General features: G+C 45.8%; 10 protein-coding genes. 4 read left to right on the top strand and 6 right to left on the bottom strand.

Translation table 11 applies throughout. The features are described 5' to 3' along the window. The first annotated feature begins 28 nt into the window (after positions 1-28). Together F551_RS0104000 and F551_RS0103995 are read left to right on the top strand one after the other, a co-directional pair. Complete coding sequence (locus F551_RS0104000; RefSeq protein ID WP_018996196.1) at positions 29-769, top strand: tryptophan 2,3-dioxygenase family protein; 741 nt, start codon at positions 29-31, stop codon at positions 767-769. Then, a complete protein-coding gene (locus F551_RS0103995; RefSeq protein WP_018996195.1) occupies positions 769-1866 on the top strand; it encodes an aminotransferase class V-fold PLP-dependent enzyme in 1098 nt (365 codons plus the stop codon). The genes F551_RS0104000 and F551_RS0103995 overlap by 1 nt, the downstream gene beginning before the upstream one ends. On the opposite strand, the gene gltX is transcribed toward F551_RS0103995, so the two are convergent. The 3 genes from gltX to F551_RS0103980 form a co-directional block, all read right to left on the bottom strand. Next, positions 1863-3203, bottom strand: a complete 1341-nt coding sequence (gltX, locus tag F551_RS0103990; protein WP_018996194.1) for a glutamate--tRNA ligase — start codon at positions 3201-3203, stop codon at positions 1863-1865. The two genes, F551_RS0103995 and gltX, sit on opposite strands and share 4 nt — an antisense overlap. A gap of 127 nt (positions 3204-3330) precedes the next feature. Continuing rightward, on the bottom strand, positions 3331-4005 hold the full coding sequence (locus F551_RS0103985; protein ID WP_018996193.1) for a DNA-3-methyladenine glycosylase I: 675 nt from the start codon (positions 4003-4005) through the stop codon (positions 3331-3333). Between the two features lie 73 nt (positions 4006-4078). Next, the gene (locus tag F551_RS0103980; protein ID WP_018996192.1) at positions 4079-4804 is read right to left on the bottom strand and encodes a thermonuclease family protein; all 726 of its coding nucleotides are present in this window, start codon (positions 4802-4804) and stop codon (positions 4079-4081) included. A gap of 186 nt (positions 4805-4990) precedes the next feature. Here F551_RS0103980 and F551_RS0103975 point away from each other — a divergent pair, with 186 nt between their 5' ends. Beyond that, positions 4991-6877 carry a propionyl-CoA synthetase gene (locus F551_RS0103975; protein WP_018996191.1) on the top strand — a complete coding sequence of 629 codons (1887 nt, stop codon included), beginning with the start codon at positions 4991-4993 and terminating at the stop codon, positions 6875-6877. Positions 6878-6968: 91 nt separating this feature from the next. Here the strand turns inward: F551_RS0103975 and prfB are convergent. From prfB to F551_RS0103960, 3 genes are all read right to left on the bottom strand, one after another. Continuing rightward, a protein-coding gene (gene prfB, locus F551_RS0103970) for a peptide chain release factor 2 (protein WP_155825757.1) occupies positions 6969-8082 on the bottom strand; the annotation gives its coding sequence in 2 pieces (ribosomal slippage) (positions 6969-8012 and positions 8014-8082; 1113 coding nt in all). A 76-nt stretch (positions 8083-8158) separates the two neighbouring features. Continuing rightward, the gene (locus F551_RS0103965; protein ID WP_018996189.1) at positions 8159-10993 is read right to left on the bottom strand and encodes a penicillin-binding protein 1A; all 2835 of its coding nucleotides are present in this window, start codon (positions 10991-10993) and stop codon (positions 8159-8161) included. 130 nt (positions 10994-11123) lie between these two features. Then, positions 11124-12317 carry an N-acetylmuramoyl-L-alanine amidase gene (locus tag F551_RS0103960; RefSeq protein WP_018996188.1) on the bottom strand — a complete coding sequence of 398 codons (1194 nt, stop codon included), beginning with the start codon at positions 12315-12317 and terminating at the stop codon, positions 11124-11126. Positions 12318-12741: 424 nt separating this feature from the next. Here F551_RS0103960 and F551_RS0103955 point away from each other — a divergent pair, with 424 nt between their 5' ends. Beyond that, positions 12742-15471 (top strand): Rne/Rng family ribonuclease, encoded by a 2730-nt coding sequence (locus F551_RS0103955; protein WP_018996187.1) that lies wholly within the window; start codon positions 12742-12744, stop codon positions 15469-15471. Positions 15472-15485: the final 14 nt, after the last annotated feature.

Below are 15485 nucleotides of genomic sequence, written 5' to 3'. Positions count from 1 at the left end.
CCACCTAACGAATGAATGGAGAGAAACAATGGATAGAAAAAAATACACAGACCTTATGCGCGGTGCTGGACAGCTAGACTATGAAATCTATCTGAACACCGAAGCTTTGCTTGCTTGTCAAAAAGAACCTGAAGAACTTTGCAATCCAGACGAATTGCAATTCATGATCGTCCACCAAGTGGAAGAATTATGGATGAAATTGATGGGAACAACACTGCTCGACATTGATGACGAGATGCAAAAGCGAAACTCATTTAAAGCACTCACCCTATTTCGCCGCGTGCATATTTGTCAGGAAATGATGAGCACCCAATTGGCGTTGCTTGAAACAATGTCACCCAAGGATTATCAAGAAGTTCGTCTGCTCTTGGGCAATGGAAGCGGGCAAGAAAGCCCGGGTTTCCGAGTGCTGCTTAAAATGCCAGATGATCTGTGGAAGACTTTCACTGATGTTTATCTTGAAGATGGGTCTCGTACGCTAGAGCAAGTGTATGACAGCGAATATTCGCATGACGATGCCTACATGATCGCCGAAGCTTTGGCAGAATTTGATGAGCAATTTCAAAAATTCAGGCATGCGCACATGCAACTCATCTATCGTTCAATAGGTGTGGCCGCCAACTCTTTAAAAGGCCGTCCGGTGGAAATATTAAATGCGGGGATCAAACACAAATTCTTCCCCGACCTTTGGCAAGTTCGCGCGGAAATGACCGATCGTTGGGGAGGAATGTATGGTAAAAAACGCGACAAGCTGGAGAAGTCCGACTAATGCGTGAACTGTTTCATGTGCCTAACAATTATTTCCTGTCACACAGTGTAGGGTGTTTGCCAAAGCAGACACCTCCAACCATCACCAACAGTTTCATTCAGCCCTGGCAAAACAAAGGTGGCCACGCTTGGGAAGATTGGATGGGGATTATAGAGCAATTTCGTTCCAATATTGGGTGGTTCCTCAACACAACAGCTCAAAATATCTGTCCTCAAACAAATATCTCCAGCGGGCTAACAAAAGTCATTTATTCGCTGCCTGATTTAGGTCATCGCAACACTATTCTATGCAGTGAAGAGGATTTCCCAACCATTGGCTTTGTCCTCAAACAAGCGGAACGAATGGGATTTCAAATTCACTTTGTTAAGGGAGATGTTAGCAAAGCATCCACATGGACTGAAGCGATGGATGAAAGCGTGGGTATCGTTCACATAACACACGCATTTTCAAATACATCACAGCTCTCTCCTATAAGAGAAATATGTAAGACAGCTCGCCAAAAACACATTGTCAGCATTGTTGATATCGCACAGTCAGTTGGTGCTGTTTCAATTGATTTGAGCAAAGTTCAACCTGATTTTGCACTTGGAACATCTGTCAAATTCTTGTGCGGTGGTCCAGGGGCATGCTTTCTCTACGCCTCAGATGAAATGCTATCTAAATGTGATCCAATTGATGTTGGATGGTTTTCTCATGAAAATCCATTTGAAATGGATATCCATAATTTCAAATATGCAGATTCTGCTATGCGTTTCTTTGGTGGAACGCCATCCCCTCTTCCATTTGCAACAGCAAATAGTGCACTGGAATTATGGAAGAATATAGAACCGCCCCGAGCGCATAAACACATTCAAACCTGCCTAAATTATCTGACTGATCAAACCCCAGTTCAAATTCAGGTATCACCCGCTGAAAGTCATGTTCGCGGTGCAACTCATGTTGTTACGCCAACAAACCGAGACAGGGCGAAAACCCTTTTTTCAGAACACAATTTCCAGTTTGATGAGCGCAATGAGGGTTTCCGCTTCTCTGTGCATGGCTACACAAGTCAGAACGAAATCGAAAAACTAGGCCAAGTTTTAGCTTTGCTGGATTAGCTCAGACGCGCCAACAATTTTTCACGGCCCAATAATGCAATCACTTTATTCATTTGCGGGCCGTGGGACTGACCCGTCAGCGCAAGACGCAATGGCATGAAGAGTTGCTTGCCTTTACGGCCAGTCGCTTCTTTCAGAGCGTTGGTCCACTCTTTCCATGTGTCTTCTGTAACTTCGCCTTCTGGAAGATGTGCTGCCGCTCCCGCTATGAATGAGGCATCATCCCCTTCTAGCTCAGGCTTTGATATATCGCCGAAAAATACAGGTAACCAGATAGCCGCTTCACTAACCTTTTGCAGGTTTTCAGAAACCAGCGTCCAAAAAGCTTCGTTTGCCTGATCACCCATTGGCAATTCTTCAAGACGCGTTTTTACGTCCTCAAAAGATAATCCGTGCGTGATCTCTGCATTTAGACCCAATAGTTCTTTTTCATCAAAACGCGCTGGCGCACGCCCAATTTTGTCGAACGAAAATTCTGAAGCCAATGTCTGTAAATCATCGCGCAGTTCGACAGCGTCAGATGTTCCAATCTTGGCAAGAAGGCTAGCAATCGCCACTGGCTCAATACCGTCTTGCCCAAGCTGCTGAATCGACAATGATCCAAGACGTTTAGAGAGTCCTTGGCCATCCGCACCGATAAGCAAAGGCGTGTGCGCCATTTGAGGTGTGGTGCCACCAAGAGCTTTGAAAATCTCAATCTGCGCACCAGAGTTTGTTACATGATCTTCACCGCGCACAACATGGGTAATGTTTGCATCAATATCATCAACGACTGATGGAAGCGTATATAAGTAAGACCCATCAGCACGGATCAAAACAGGGTCAGATATAGATGATGTATCGATAGATTGTGGCCCGCGTACAAGGTCTGTCCATTCACATGGGTTTCCTGACAGTTTGAAACGCCAGTGCGGCTTGCGGCCTTCAGCTTCAAAAGCTGCTTTTTCTTCTTCCGTGAGGTTCAATCCTGCGCGATCATATACTGGTGGACGTCCACGCGATAAAGCAATTTTACGCTTACGATCCAGCTCTTCTGAAGTTTCATAACAGGCGTAAAGCAGGCCATCAGCTTTTAGCTTCTCGGTTGCCTTATCATATTCAGCAAAACGATCTGACTGTTTGAAAGTGTCATCCCATTCCAGACCAAGCCAAGATAAATCTTCCTTGATACCGTCCTCATATTCCTTTGTGGAACGCTCTAAATCTGTATCATCAATTCGCAAAACAAATTGACCACCCTGTCCTTTCGCGAACAACCAGTTGATCAGTGCTGTACGCACATTTCCGACATGAAGACGGCCAGTTGGTGATGGAGCGAAACGGACTTTTACAGTCATGGACAAAGATCTCGGATAGTTTGTGGACAGCGATAAAACGATTCATCGACATCCTGATTATTTGGATGGAGCGTGGATATAGAAAAACATGCTCAACTGCAATGGGCGGGATTAGACTTCATCCTGATCAGTCAGTGCTCATTGCTAAAACGCGGCTAATTTCAGTCAGAGAACGCCCAGATTCTTCGCGCCATTTATTAAAGGCTTCCTGCGTGGCTGCCAAAGCTTTTTTCGACGTTGGCGCTTTATCAACAATGCCTTCAGCAATCAGCCGATTAGTGACGCTTTGAGAGAGAATAAATCCATCAACACCGGAAAATCTCAAGAAGTAGGCACCTGAATAACCTCCAAGACGCGATCCTTGTTTTTTTAAGACTTCCAGTAAACCAATGTAATTGTCAGAAGGCCATTGAGCTAAAAACTCTCCGAAAGATCCATGATCTGCAATGATATCAAAAATAAAGCTCGCATTTTGCTGAACGGACCTGATTTTCGTGCCATGCCGAACTATGCGTGTGTCAGACACTAATCGATCAAAATCCTCATCATGCAACATGCGACATTTATAAATGTCAAAGCCTTCAAAAGCGGCTTCAAATCCCGGCCACATGTTTTCAACGACTTGCCAATTAAAACCAGCTTGGAAAATGCCCTTCGTCATTTGAGCCAGAAAACGGTCATCAGGCGTATCGGAGATTTCTTCTTTGCTTTTGGGAAACTGTAAAAGCTCATTCAAAGCTTTTTCACTACCTTTACGCTGTACTGAAATATCCCAAATTTCTTCAAATGAACGCACAATCATCCCCTGTCCAAAACAAGTATGTCGTTAAATATTGGAATATTTACGTTCTAAATCAAGCAATGCCGATTACTGATTATCGAGCGGCTTTCTTCCAGCCAGCAGACCAAGCTTCCTGTTCCGTGCAGAACCACCGCTCACCTTTTTTGGTATTAATGCTCGTGCGTTCATAGTCACGCTGCCCACGTACGTGGAAAATACGATTACCTGAACCAGAAGAAATGTTTCCCTTGATGTCACATCCAGCTTTGACAGGTCTAGACTGGTTTTGACGCGCACGTTCAGCATTCACCTGACGGATCCGGCGACGATAATCTTCTGGTCTTTCAAATTCGGAACGCCAAATTCCGCGCTGATTAGCATGTGCATCTTTTTCAGCCGACGCATATTTCTTAGAATACTTGGTGTAAGCGACAGCCCAGCCATTGCGGACTTGTCCTTCATTTAAATCTGTCTCGCCTACGCGGCAGATTGAAACCGAACGCTTGTATTTGTCTTTGTCATATACAGTACAAGATACAGCGTTGCGCCCGATTGCACGTTCAAGTGCTTTCCTTGAAGAACGACCACAAGCCCATTCATCACCACTGAAATTACAAGTTTGTTTCCCTTCCAGCGCATCAATACCGAACAAACGAATACGCTCATCACCGATGCGTAAGCTATCACCGTCGGTCACTTGTGCACGACCTGATATGACCTGCATGGAACCATTTGTGATTATGGGTTTATCAGTGCCTGCAATGCTCAAAGAGCCTAGTACACCAAGTACGACAGAAAAGAGAAAGCCAAGAATTTTCATACCCGCAAAATTAGCGAGCAAGCCTTAATGAAAAGCTGACAATCCAACGTTTCCTTTCAATATTTATTTATCCCATATCAATTGCGCCCGATTGCCTCATTCGACCTTAGCCCAATTCAAAAAGAACTCATTTTCCTGATAGGGTCACCAAATAAAAACAAATAGGGCTCGGGACAGGACAACAATATGAATGCGCCAGTATCAGTAGACACTCTGCGTCAACAGGCATTAGAGGCACCTGAGGCTTATTGGCAAGAAGCATCCAAACTTGTGGATTGGATGATTCCGCCTGAAACCATTCTGGATGACAGCCAGGCTCCTTTTTATCGCTGGTATCGCGGCGGTGTGATGAACACCTGTTACAATGCGGTCGATCGACATGTCGAAGCAGGTCGCGGCGAGCAGGTCGCTATAATCTATGATAGTCCTGTCACCGGCAAAAAGCGCGAATACACATATAAAGATTTGCAAATAGCCGTCGCTCGTACTGCAGGTATGCTTGTCAAATATGGTGTAACTAAAGGCGATCGCGTTGTCATATACATGCCAATGGTGCCAGAAGCGATTTTTGCAATGCTGGCTTGCGCTCGAATCGGAGCTGTTCATTCAGTTGTATTTGGTGGTTTTGCAGCAAAAGAGCTGGCAAAGCGAATAGAAGATGCAAAGCCCAAAGTCGTTATGTCTGCGTCTTGTGGGATCGAACCCAACCGCATTGTGCACTATTCTCCGTTGCTCAAAGAAGCACTCACTTTGTGCGAACACAAAGTTGAAAAATGCATCATCCTTGAACGCCCACAGAGTCCCGTTGCTTTAAATGAAGAAACTGATGTGGATTGGCTCACAGAAATGCAATTCAACCGACAGGTCGATTGTGTACCTGTCATGGCGACTGACCCGCTCTACATTCTTTATACATCTGGTACGACCGGAGTTCCCAAAGGTGTCGTCAGAGACAATGGTGGGCATGCTGCAGCTCTATGTTGGTCCATGAAAAACATATATGGCGCCCAAGCGGGTGATGTTTATTGGGCAGCATCAGATATCGGTTGGGTTGTAGGTCACTCATACATCACCTATGCGCCGCTTTTGGCAGGATGCACGACTGTTATCTACGAAGGAAAGCCTGTGGGCACACCTGACCCCGGCGCTTTTTGGCGAATGATCGAAGAATACAATGTAAACATCTTCTTCACCGCCCCCACCGCCATTCGCGCAGTAAAAGGTGAAGACCCTGATGGTGAATTCCTCAAAGGCAAAAACCTTTCCTCCCTTAGAGCCCTTTTCTTAGCCGGAGAGCGCGCAGATCCTGATACTTTGAAGTGGGCTGAAACAAAACTACAAAGACCAGTGATAGATCATTGGTGGCAAACAGAGCTTGGATGGCCTGCTTTGGCCGCCTGCATGGGTTTGGGTGATACGCACACGCTTCATGGAGCAGCAGGTCGTGCAGTCCCCGGCTTCGATGTCCAGATTATTGACGAAAACAACCAACCTGTTTCAGTTGGCGAAACGGGTGATATTGTTATCAAGCTACCTCTGCCGCCAGGTTGTTTGCCTACTTTATGGCAAGGCAATGATAAAATGCACGATAGCTATCTTGCCGAACATGAAGGATATTATTCCACTGGTGATGCGGGATTCATCGATGAAGACGGTTTCGTCCATGTTATGAGCCGAACAGATGACCTCATCAATGTGGCTGGTCACAGGCTATCCACTGGTGGGATGGAACAAGTCCTCGCTAGTCATCCTAGTGTAGCTGAATGTGCTGTTATTGGTGCAGCAGATGCCTTGAAAGGACAAACGCCAGTGGGGTTTGTTGTCCTAAAGACCAACAATAAAACAGCTGATGAACAACTCAAAAAAGAACTTGTAACAAGTGTACGTGAAACCATCGGACCAGTGGCTGCATTCAAACAAGTTCATATTGTAGGAAAACTGCCTAAAACACGAAGCGGCAAAATATTGCGTAAGACAATTCGTCAAATAGTCGATGGTGAAAAATGGGAGCCGCCTGCCACGCTAGATGATCCGGCAGGGCTAGACGCAATCATCAATATTTCAAACACCTAGAGATTTAAAAGAATGTTTCTGCCTCCTAGAAACATAATTGCCTGCTTCCATTTTCTAACCCCTCGATTTGGAAGCAGGCCCCTTTTTTTGTTTAACTATCACCTTCACCACCGACAGCGGCGGCTAGAGATGCTGCAAGGAATTTATCAAGGTCTCCATCCAGAACACCTTTAGTGTCAGATGTTTCCACGCCCGTGCGTAGATCTTTTATCATCTGATAAGGTTGTAGCACGTATGATCGAATTTGATGTCCCCATCCAATATCTGTCTTAGCATCGGCATTGGCTTGCGCCGCTTCTTCGCGCTTGCGCATTTCTAATTCATAGATACGTGCACGAAGCATATTCCAAGCAGACGCACGGTTTTTATGTTGTGAGCGATCAGACTGACACTGCACCACAATACCGGTTGGTTCGTGGGTCAATCGAATGGCAGAGTCAGTTTTGTTGACGTGCTGACCACCAGAACCCGACGCCCTGTATGTGTCGGTACGAACATCTTTTTCTTCAATATCAACGTCAATAGTATCGTCCAATACAGGTGACACTGAAACTGAAGAGAAACTCGTGTGTCGTTTTGCATTCGAATCAAATGGAGAAATCCGAACCAAACGATGCACGCCTGACTCGCTTTTTAGCCAGCCATATGCATTCTCGCCTGAAAATTTCAAAGTCGCGGATTTGATGCCCGCTTCTTCACCATCATGGCTATCTAGTTCTTCCACCTTCATGCCATGCGCATTTGCCCAGCGCACATACATGCGGCGTAGCATATTTGCCCAATCCTGACTTTCCGTACCACCGGCACCCGCATTGATCTCAACGAAGCAATCATTGCCATCAACTTCACCTGACAGTAGCGCACTCAACTCGGCACGTTCCGCTCGCTCGAGCGCTGCTGTCATTGATTCGACAATGTCTTCTTTCAGGCTGTCATCTTCTTCCAACTCAGCCATTTCATACATTTCGGCGGCATCTGAAACCTCAGATTCCAACGCCTTAATGTCATCCATTGCGTTGACGATTTTTGTACGTTCTCGCATCAGTTTTTGCGCATTTTCTGCGTCATTCCAAAAAGTTGGATCTTCGGAAAGTGCGTTCAGTTCATCTAGTCTTTTACTGGCAACATCCCAGTCAAAGACGCCTCCTTAGCAATTCAACAGATTGCTTTATTTTATCGGCCATAGCCTGAAGTTCAGGTGTCATAAATTTCTCGACAATAAACAAGCGCCCCAAATCATTCGAAACTGGGGCGCAAAAATTAGAATGCTAGCAATAGCGCTTAATAGGTGCCGTATTCAAGCTCTTGTTCAGGCTCTTCTTCAATTGGCTCTTCTTCAGGAACCAATTCATCCAGTATTTCTTCACCTTCACCATCATTGGAAAATCCCAAATCCCGAAAAGGAGTAACTTCTGGTTGAGGTTCAAATACTTGCCCTTCAGGTGCAGGAAATCCAGTTTCGTTACCACCCAAGTCCACATTGCCATTTAATGAGCCCTCATTGGATGTTGGTGTTGATGTTTCAAATCCATCACCTTGCTCATAAACACCTTGAGTTGTGTTCACGTTTGAATACCCTTGCTCATCGCCTATAGCATAGTCATTCGCTGGCAAGCTTTCACCCAATGCAAGGCGGCGCTGCATTTCGAAAAAATCATCCAAATCTTCAGCATTTCCGCCCGGTTCAGTTCCCGGTTTAAAAGCTTCAAGAATTTTGCTGAATGTGTCTGGGCCGGGTAACTCACCCGTTTTTGCATCTACTTCAACGAGGCGTACACCAGATGGTAATCGGAATGGCATTTTGGGTGCATCTTCCAACGCTTTAATCATAAAGTCTCGAAATATTGGAGCTGCAACACGTCCACCCGATTCGCCTTCACCCAATGTTTTAGGCGAATCATACCCAATCCAAACGGCTGCAACGAGGTCTGGAGAAAATCCAACAAACCAAGAGTCAAAATAATCATTTGTCGTACCAGTTTTACCCGCAACTGGTTTGTCTATGACACGAAGTCTGGAGGCCGTTCCGCGCTGGATCACCCCTTCCATCATCGAAACACTTTGATAGGCCGTAATTGGGTCAAGCACTTGTTCACGCGTATCTTCAAACACAGGTGGTAGCTGATTATTCCACGGTGCATTACAATCGACACATTCTTTTGTTTCGCGGCGTTGAATTGTCGTTCCATAACGATTTTGAATACGATCGAGGAATACAGGCTCAATACGTTTTCCGCCATTCACGAACATCGCATATGCCGTTGCCATTTTCATCGGTGTTGTATCACCAGATCCAAGTGTGCGAGAAAGATAAGTCTGTGGGCCAAGGATACGACGCGCTTCTTCTTCCGTCGCATTCGCAGATGGATAAGGGTATATGCCCAATTTGCGGCCATATTCCGCAATCTTCTCCATACCAACATCCTGCGCCAAACGCGCTGTCATCAAGTTACGAGACTTTTCGATACCAAGGCGAAGCGTTGATTCACCATAAAAACGACCGGCGGCGTAATTGCCCGGTTTCCACAAACCTTGAGGCGTATCAATAACAAATGGCGCATCCAAAACCGTACTTGCCGGCGTAAAGCCTGAATCAAGGGCAGCAGCATACACGATTGGTTTAAAAGATGACCCCGGCTGGCGTTGAGCCTGCACTGCACGGTTATACTGTGATCTCCAGAAAGAATATCCACCCGCCATTGCTAAAACACGACCTGTGTGAGGGTCCATGGCGACCAATGCACCTTCAGCGGAAGGAAGTTGGCGCACATGGTATGGAGCGTCATCTTCGATCTCTACTACGTCCGAAATTGTGCGTTCCAATACATTTGGAGGCAATTCCTGCGTGACAAGAATAACATCTCCCTTCTTCAAACCTTCAGTTTTTCCATCTTTAGATTTGAAGCTCTTCACCCAATTTCGACTTTCTTCAGCAAGCCAAGTCGTTTTATTCTCTTCCAGCCCGAGTTTTACAGCGTCTTCGTCGACAGCGAGAACGACTGCTTTTTCCCAATTACCTGATCCGCTGGGAGTTTTTATTTCATAAAGGGCTTCATCCCAGTCGTCATCGAGATCATCGATACTTGAGAAAGGGCCGCGATAATCTTGAGTTCGACGATCGTAGGATTCTAGCCCCATTTGCAGCGCATTCTGTGCCGCTAATTGAAATCGAGAATCCAATGTCGAACGGACAGACAATCCCTCTTCATAAAGCAAGCGCTCAGCTGCAGCTTGTTGTTCGGCTTCTTCTGCATAAGGATCAAACTCGACACCCTTAAGTTCACCTTCACGGGCACGTCGCAAAATATCGCGACGAACTTCTTCCACGAAATAGGCAGAGGCCAGTACTTCATCTGAATTCAGGCGATCAACAGTTGTTAATGGCTCTTGTTTAGCTGCTTCTGCTTCTGCTTCTGTGATGTAACCATTCACAGCCATGCGGCCGATAACCCAATTACGACGTGCGATAGCAGCATCTGGTCTTCTATATGGATTCACTTTACCCGGTGCTTTAGGCATTGCTCCAAGCAATGCAGCTTCAGCAATCGTCAATTCCCGTAAAGGCTTCCCAAAATAATTGATCGCCGCGGCTCCAACACCATATGAGCGACCACCAAGGTAGATCTCATTAAGGTACAGCTCGAGAATTTTTCCCTTTGTGAAAATTTGCTCCAACCTACGTGCAACAAAAGCTTCTCGGATTTTCCGAACAACCGAGCGTTCAGACCCAACCAGCATGTTTTTCACAGTCTGCTGAGTGATAGTGGAACCACCTGTAATGCGTTTCCCACGCAAACCATTCAAAACAACACCACGAACAAGTCCCTTTGGATCAATACCATTGTGTTCGTAGAAGGTTTTATCTTCTGCCGACATAAACGCATGAATGACACGTTTGGGCAGCTCTTCTTCGGGAATAAAGATGCGGTGCTGGCGTGCAAACTCAGCAACTAGAGTTCCATCTCCCGCATGAACACGGCTCGTAATGGGTGGCTCATAAGTACGTAATTCTTTAGGCGCAGGTAGATCTTGCGTGATAGAATATACCCAACCGATAATCCCAGCCCCAGCAAGGCCGACACAAAAAGCTGCGAAGAAAAGCAGTTTTCTAAACATGAGTTACACTAACCTATCTACATACGCGCGCCACATCATTAAAGGCACATAAAGTGATGTAATTTCAATTTGCCAAGAATCATTCGGCAATCAGGTTTCTTTATGACGCGTTTGGAAAAACTTTTAAAGCTTATCGCTGAGCGACGTAAAATTCTTGATCTGCAAAAAACACATTCACGGCATCTACAATGCCCCTAATAAGCTTTTTTCTTTTTCGAGGAGAAGTTAAAATAGCTTCATCCGATGGATTTGTCATAAAACCCATTTCAAAAAGTACTGCTGGAACATCAGGTGCCAGCAAAACAAAAAAACCAGCTTTACGGTGGGTATTGCGCAAGGTTGGCCATTTCTGCTTTGTAATTGAAGGTATCAGAAGCTCTGCAAACTCAGCTGACCTACTTTTAGTTTCCCGTTTAACAAGATCAACGAGGATGGCTGTCACTTCTTCTGAGCGATCATCATCTTTCTCTATATCCAAAACCCAGTTGTTCGAATTTTTTAGCCGGTCGGAACGTTGCTCACCTGAAGCAGAAAGCGTGTAAACAGATGCACCACGAGTGACAGATTTTTTACCAGCGTCAGCGTGCAAAGAGATAAACAAGTCCACATCATAAGATCTTGCTATTTTTACTCGATCTTCAAGCTCAATAAAAACATCCGTGTCACGCGTCATTGCCACATCATACCGCTTGGTAGCTAACAATGCGCGACGTAATTCCAAAGCCGCTGCTAAGGCTATGTCTTTTTCTTGGGTTTTACTTACCCCGATTGCACCAGGGTCTTTTCCACCATGCCCTGCATCAATAAAGATGAGAGGTTTCCTGCGTTTATGATTTACAACCGCCTTTTGCCGCTTTTTATCCTCGGCATTTGCTTTGGCTTCAAACTTTTTTACCGAAACAGATTTTAGGTCCAGCACGATACGATGGCTTTTTCTGTCACCTTTTGGCTTTAAGCGAAACGCATTGACGACGTCTGCAGGGCTTTCCAGATCCAATACCAATCGTGACGTTGTGGGAGAATTATGCCCATAGCGATATTGCACCACATGACCAAATCCGTCTCCACCTCCGGATTCACTTGTTAGCCCATCAATACTCCAACGAAGGCGTGGCATGTCCAAAACAATACGACGCGCACCATTAGAAAGAATGAAATAATCATAGTCGATTGGTGTGTTTGCATCGATCACAACGCGAGTAGCAGCGCCGTTCTCTCCAAACCTCACATTCGTGATTCGAGCGAATTTTCCGGTATCTGCATGGGCAAATCCGTAAAACACTCCAAAAAACATGAATCCGAGTGCAAAAAACAAACGATGCATAAAATCCACCAATACATAGCCTAGAACGGCCTAAAATAGTTGTTGAACCTATACGAACAATGAATTAAGGCAGTTTAAACACCAATTAGCGGCAAACTTTGTCTTTATTTTTTCAAAAAGATTATGCAAATTGGTAACCTGTTGCATTTAAGCAGCATAGAATGGTGCAAGTCCTTATTGGCGGAAAGACGCTAGACTGCCCATTTAATAGATTCGAGTTTCAAACGTGCGAAGCTGGCCGATCCAAATAGTTAGGAAGCCAGTCGCTAGATAAGGAAAAAGATGGGCCAGCCCCTATCACAATCTAAAATCTGCTTTGCGCGCTCTGGAAAGCGTCAAACGACGCATCCCCTATTCAGACATCGCGGGTTGCTGGTCGCCAACATCTGCGCCGCCCCGCTCACTAACAATGAGGCTAACCTACATGAGCAAGCTCATGTTGATCGACGCCGCTCATCCCGAGGAAACTCGGGTGACTGTCGTCGCCGACGGACAAATCGAAGACTTCGACTTTGAGGCGCGTGATAAGAGACAATTAAGAGGCAACATATATTTAGCAAAAGTAACTCGCGTGGAGCCATCGCTCCAGGCTGCCTTTGTTGAATATGGTGGCAACCGGCATGGTTTCTTAGCATTTTCGGAAATACATCCAGATTATTACCAGATCCCCAAAGAGGATCGTGAGGCATTAATTGCTGAAGAATTAGCGTCCTCTCAAATGGATGAAGACGATGTTGATGAAGAAATCACCATCGATGTCGAAGCTGAAGAAGAACCCGATACTGCAGAAGCATCTGAAAATGATGATGCTGATGAGGGCAATGCTGAAGCAGCCGAACTAACTGCAAAGACCGATGATGCATTGGTGGAGCCATCTTCCGAGGATGAATCCGACAGTGATGATGAAACGGTTGAAAAATCTGAACGTCCTAGAAAACGTAAAAAACCAACTCGTCGTTACAAAATTCAAGAAGTCATCAAACGTCGTCAGGTTCTTTTGATTCAGGTTGTAAAAGAAGAGCGCGGCAATAAAGGTGCTGCGGTCACTACATATCTGTCTCTAGCTGGTCGTTATGGCGTGTTAATGCCAAACACTGCACGTGGCGGTGGTATTAGCCGTAAAATAGCAAATGCAGCTGACCGTAAGCGCTTGAAAAAAATTATGGGTGAATTTTCTGTGCCAGAAGGCATGGGATTGATCATCCGTACCGCGGGTGCAAAACGAACAAAATCTGAGATCAGCCGCGATTATGATTACTTGATCAGGCTATGGTCGACGATTCGAGAACAAACCCTAGAATCTGTTGCCCCCTGCCTCATTCATGAGGAAGGCGATTTGGTGTTGAGAGCAATCCGAGACCTCTACGATCGAGACGTCGACAATATCATCGTCGAAGGCAAACAAGCCTATGTTCAGGCTAAAAACGTGATCAGCATGCTCATGCCTGACCACGCTCAAAAAGTTATAGAACACAAGCACAAAGCTCCACTCTTCATTTCCCAAGGTGTAGAAGCACAACTCGACAATATCTATTCGCCAGTCGTGCAATTACCATCTGGTGGATATCTGGTGATCAACCAGACAGAAGCTCTAGTCGCTGTAGATGTGAACTCTGGGAAAGCAACTCGCGAACGCAATATTGAGGCTACCGCGGTTAAGACAAATCTGGAAGCAGCAGCAGAAGTCTGTCGCCAAATGCGTCTTCGTGATCTAGCTGGCTTGGTTGTTATCGACTTCATCGATATGGAAGAATCGAAAAACAACCGCGCCGTTGAAAAGAAAATGAAAGAATGTCTGTCAATTGACCGCGCTCGTGTTCAAACTGGTCGTATCAGTCAGTTCGGTCTGTTTGAAATCTCTCGTCAACGTAGGCGTGCTGGTGTTTTGGAACTTTCTTCAGAACCATGTAAAGCATGTCACGGTACCGGACGTACCAGATCTATTGAATCAGCTTCACTGCAGATGCTTCGCGCAATTGAAGAACGCGGTGCTGATGATCGAGTGGACCGTGTGACAGCTCAAGCGCCGTCAGAAGTTGCTCTATACATATTGAACCATAAACGTGATTCCATCACGAAAATGGAATCCACGACCGGTGCAGATATTCTTATTTCTGCTGATGCGGAAATGATGCCGGGTGACTTTGCGATCGAAGCCACAAGCAATGGCAACATTATCGCCTACAAACCAATCGTGCCAGTTGATGCGACACCGAAAAAACGTCGCCGTCGCAAGCATGAAGAAGATATCGAAGAAACAGAAGACACATTAGAAACTATCGATTCTGATGATGATTCTGACGATTCTGACGAGAACAACCGCCGCCGCCGCCGTGGTCGTCGTGGTGGTCGTCGTCGTAGAGGGAATGAAAACGGCTCAGAAACGACAGATGGCTTGGAAGTCATCGATAGCGAAAACGAGGAAGAGGAAGCTTCAAACGAAGATAAATCCAAATCTCGTCGCTCACGCCGTCGTCGCCCTCGTCGTCGTACACCTGATGTAGCAGTTGATGGGGGGGAAATGTTGGATGCTATTGCATCTGCGCCCTTTCTCGCAATCCCAACGCCCGAAGAAGAGGAAGAACAAGAAACCTCGGAACAAGCAGGTGCAGGGTCAGACGAATCTGCAAACGAAACAGGACGTTCACGAAACAAAAAGAGACGCAAACGCAAAAAGTTCTCCAATTCTGACGCACCTGAAAACAATGTGGCAGACGCAGTCGAAAGCCCTTCTGAAGCTGTTGAAGAAAAAGTAGCTGAAGAAGCGCCACAGAATGCGCCAGAACAAGAAGCACCTTCAGCTGATGTTGCGGCTTCTGAACAAGCTGCATCGGCGGACACTGAAACCACGCAAGAAGTTGCTGATAGTGCAGATGTGTCAGAGCCTTTGGAAAGACAAGAAGACGAACAGGTAACTCCTCCTGTGCCTGCTGAAGACACAGCTCAGGCGGAGAAGAAATCAACTGATGTTGATGCTGATAGATCAACTTCTTCACCCGCTAAGGAAGAAGTTCAACCATCAGCTGATGCCGATGTAATTGTTGAAGAAAAAGAGGAAGAGCCTGCTCTTCATTCTCTTCACACGATTGAGCCCAAATCGGATAAAAAGAAAGCGCCCAAAAAGCGAAGAATTGGTTGGTGGAACCGTAAATAGGCTCCTCATTGCCA

Origin of the sequence: Hirschia maritima DSM 19733, assembly GCF_000378345.1 — a bacterium.
GTDB classification, from domain to species: domain Bacteria; phylum Pseudomonadota; class Alphaproteobacteria; order Caulobacterales; family Hyphomonadaceae; genus Hirschia; species Hirschia maritima.
Note: the sequence above shows the minus strand (reverse complement) of the source record. Positions and strands in the feature narration are given on the sequence as shown.

Coding starts and splice junctions, on each gene's coding strand:
- F551_RS0104000 (WP_018996196.1), top strand. CDS start 29: ATGGATAGAAAAAAATACACAGACCTTATGCGCGGTGCTGGACAGCTA.
- F551_RS0103995 (WP_018996195.1), top strand. CDS start 769: ATGCGTGAACTGTTTCATGTGCCTAACAATTATTTCCTGTCACACAGT.
- gltX (WP_018996194.1), bottom strand. CDS start 3,203: ATGACTGTAAAAGTCCGTTTCGCTCCATCACCAACTGGCCGTCTTCAT.
- F551_RS0103985 (WP_018996193.1), bottom strand. CDS start 4,005: ATGATTGTGCGTTCATTTGAAGAAATTTGGGATATTTCAGTACAGCGT.
- F551_RS0103980 (WP_018996192.1), bottom strand. CDS start 4,804: ATGAAAATTCTTGGCTTTCTCTTTTCTGTCGTACTTGGTGTACTAGGC.
- F551_RS0103975 (WP_018996191.1), top strand. CDS start 4,991: ATGAATGCGCCAGTATCAGTAGACACTCTGCGTCAACAGGCATTAGAG.
- F551_RS0103965 (WP_018996189.1), bottom strand. CDS start 10,993: ATGTTTAGAAAACTGCTTTTCTTCGCAGCTTTTTGTGTCGGCCTTGCT.
- F551_RS0103960 (WP_018996188.1), bottom strand. CDS start 12,317: ATGCATCGTTTGTTTTTTGCACTCGGATTCATGTTTTTTGGAGTGTTT.
- F551_RS0103955 (WP_018996187.1), top strand. CDS start 12,742: ATGAGCAAGCTCATGTTGATCGACGCCGCTCATCCCGAGGAAACTCGG.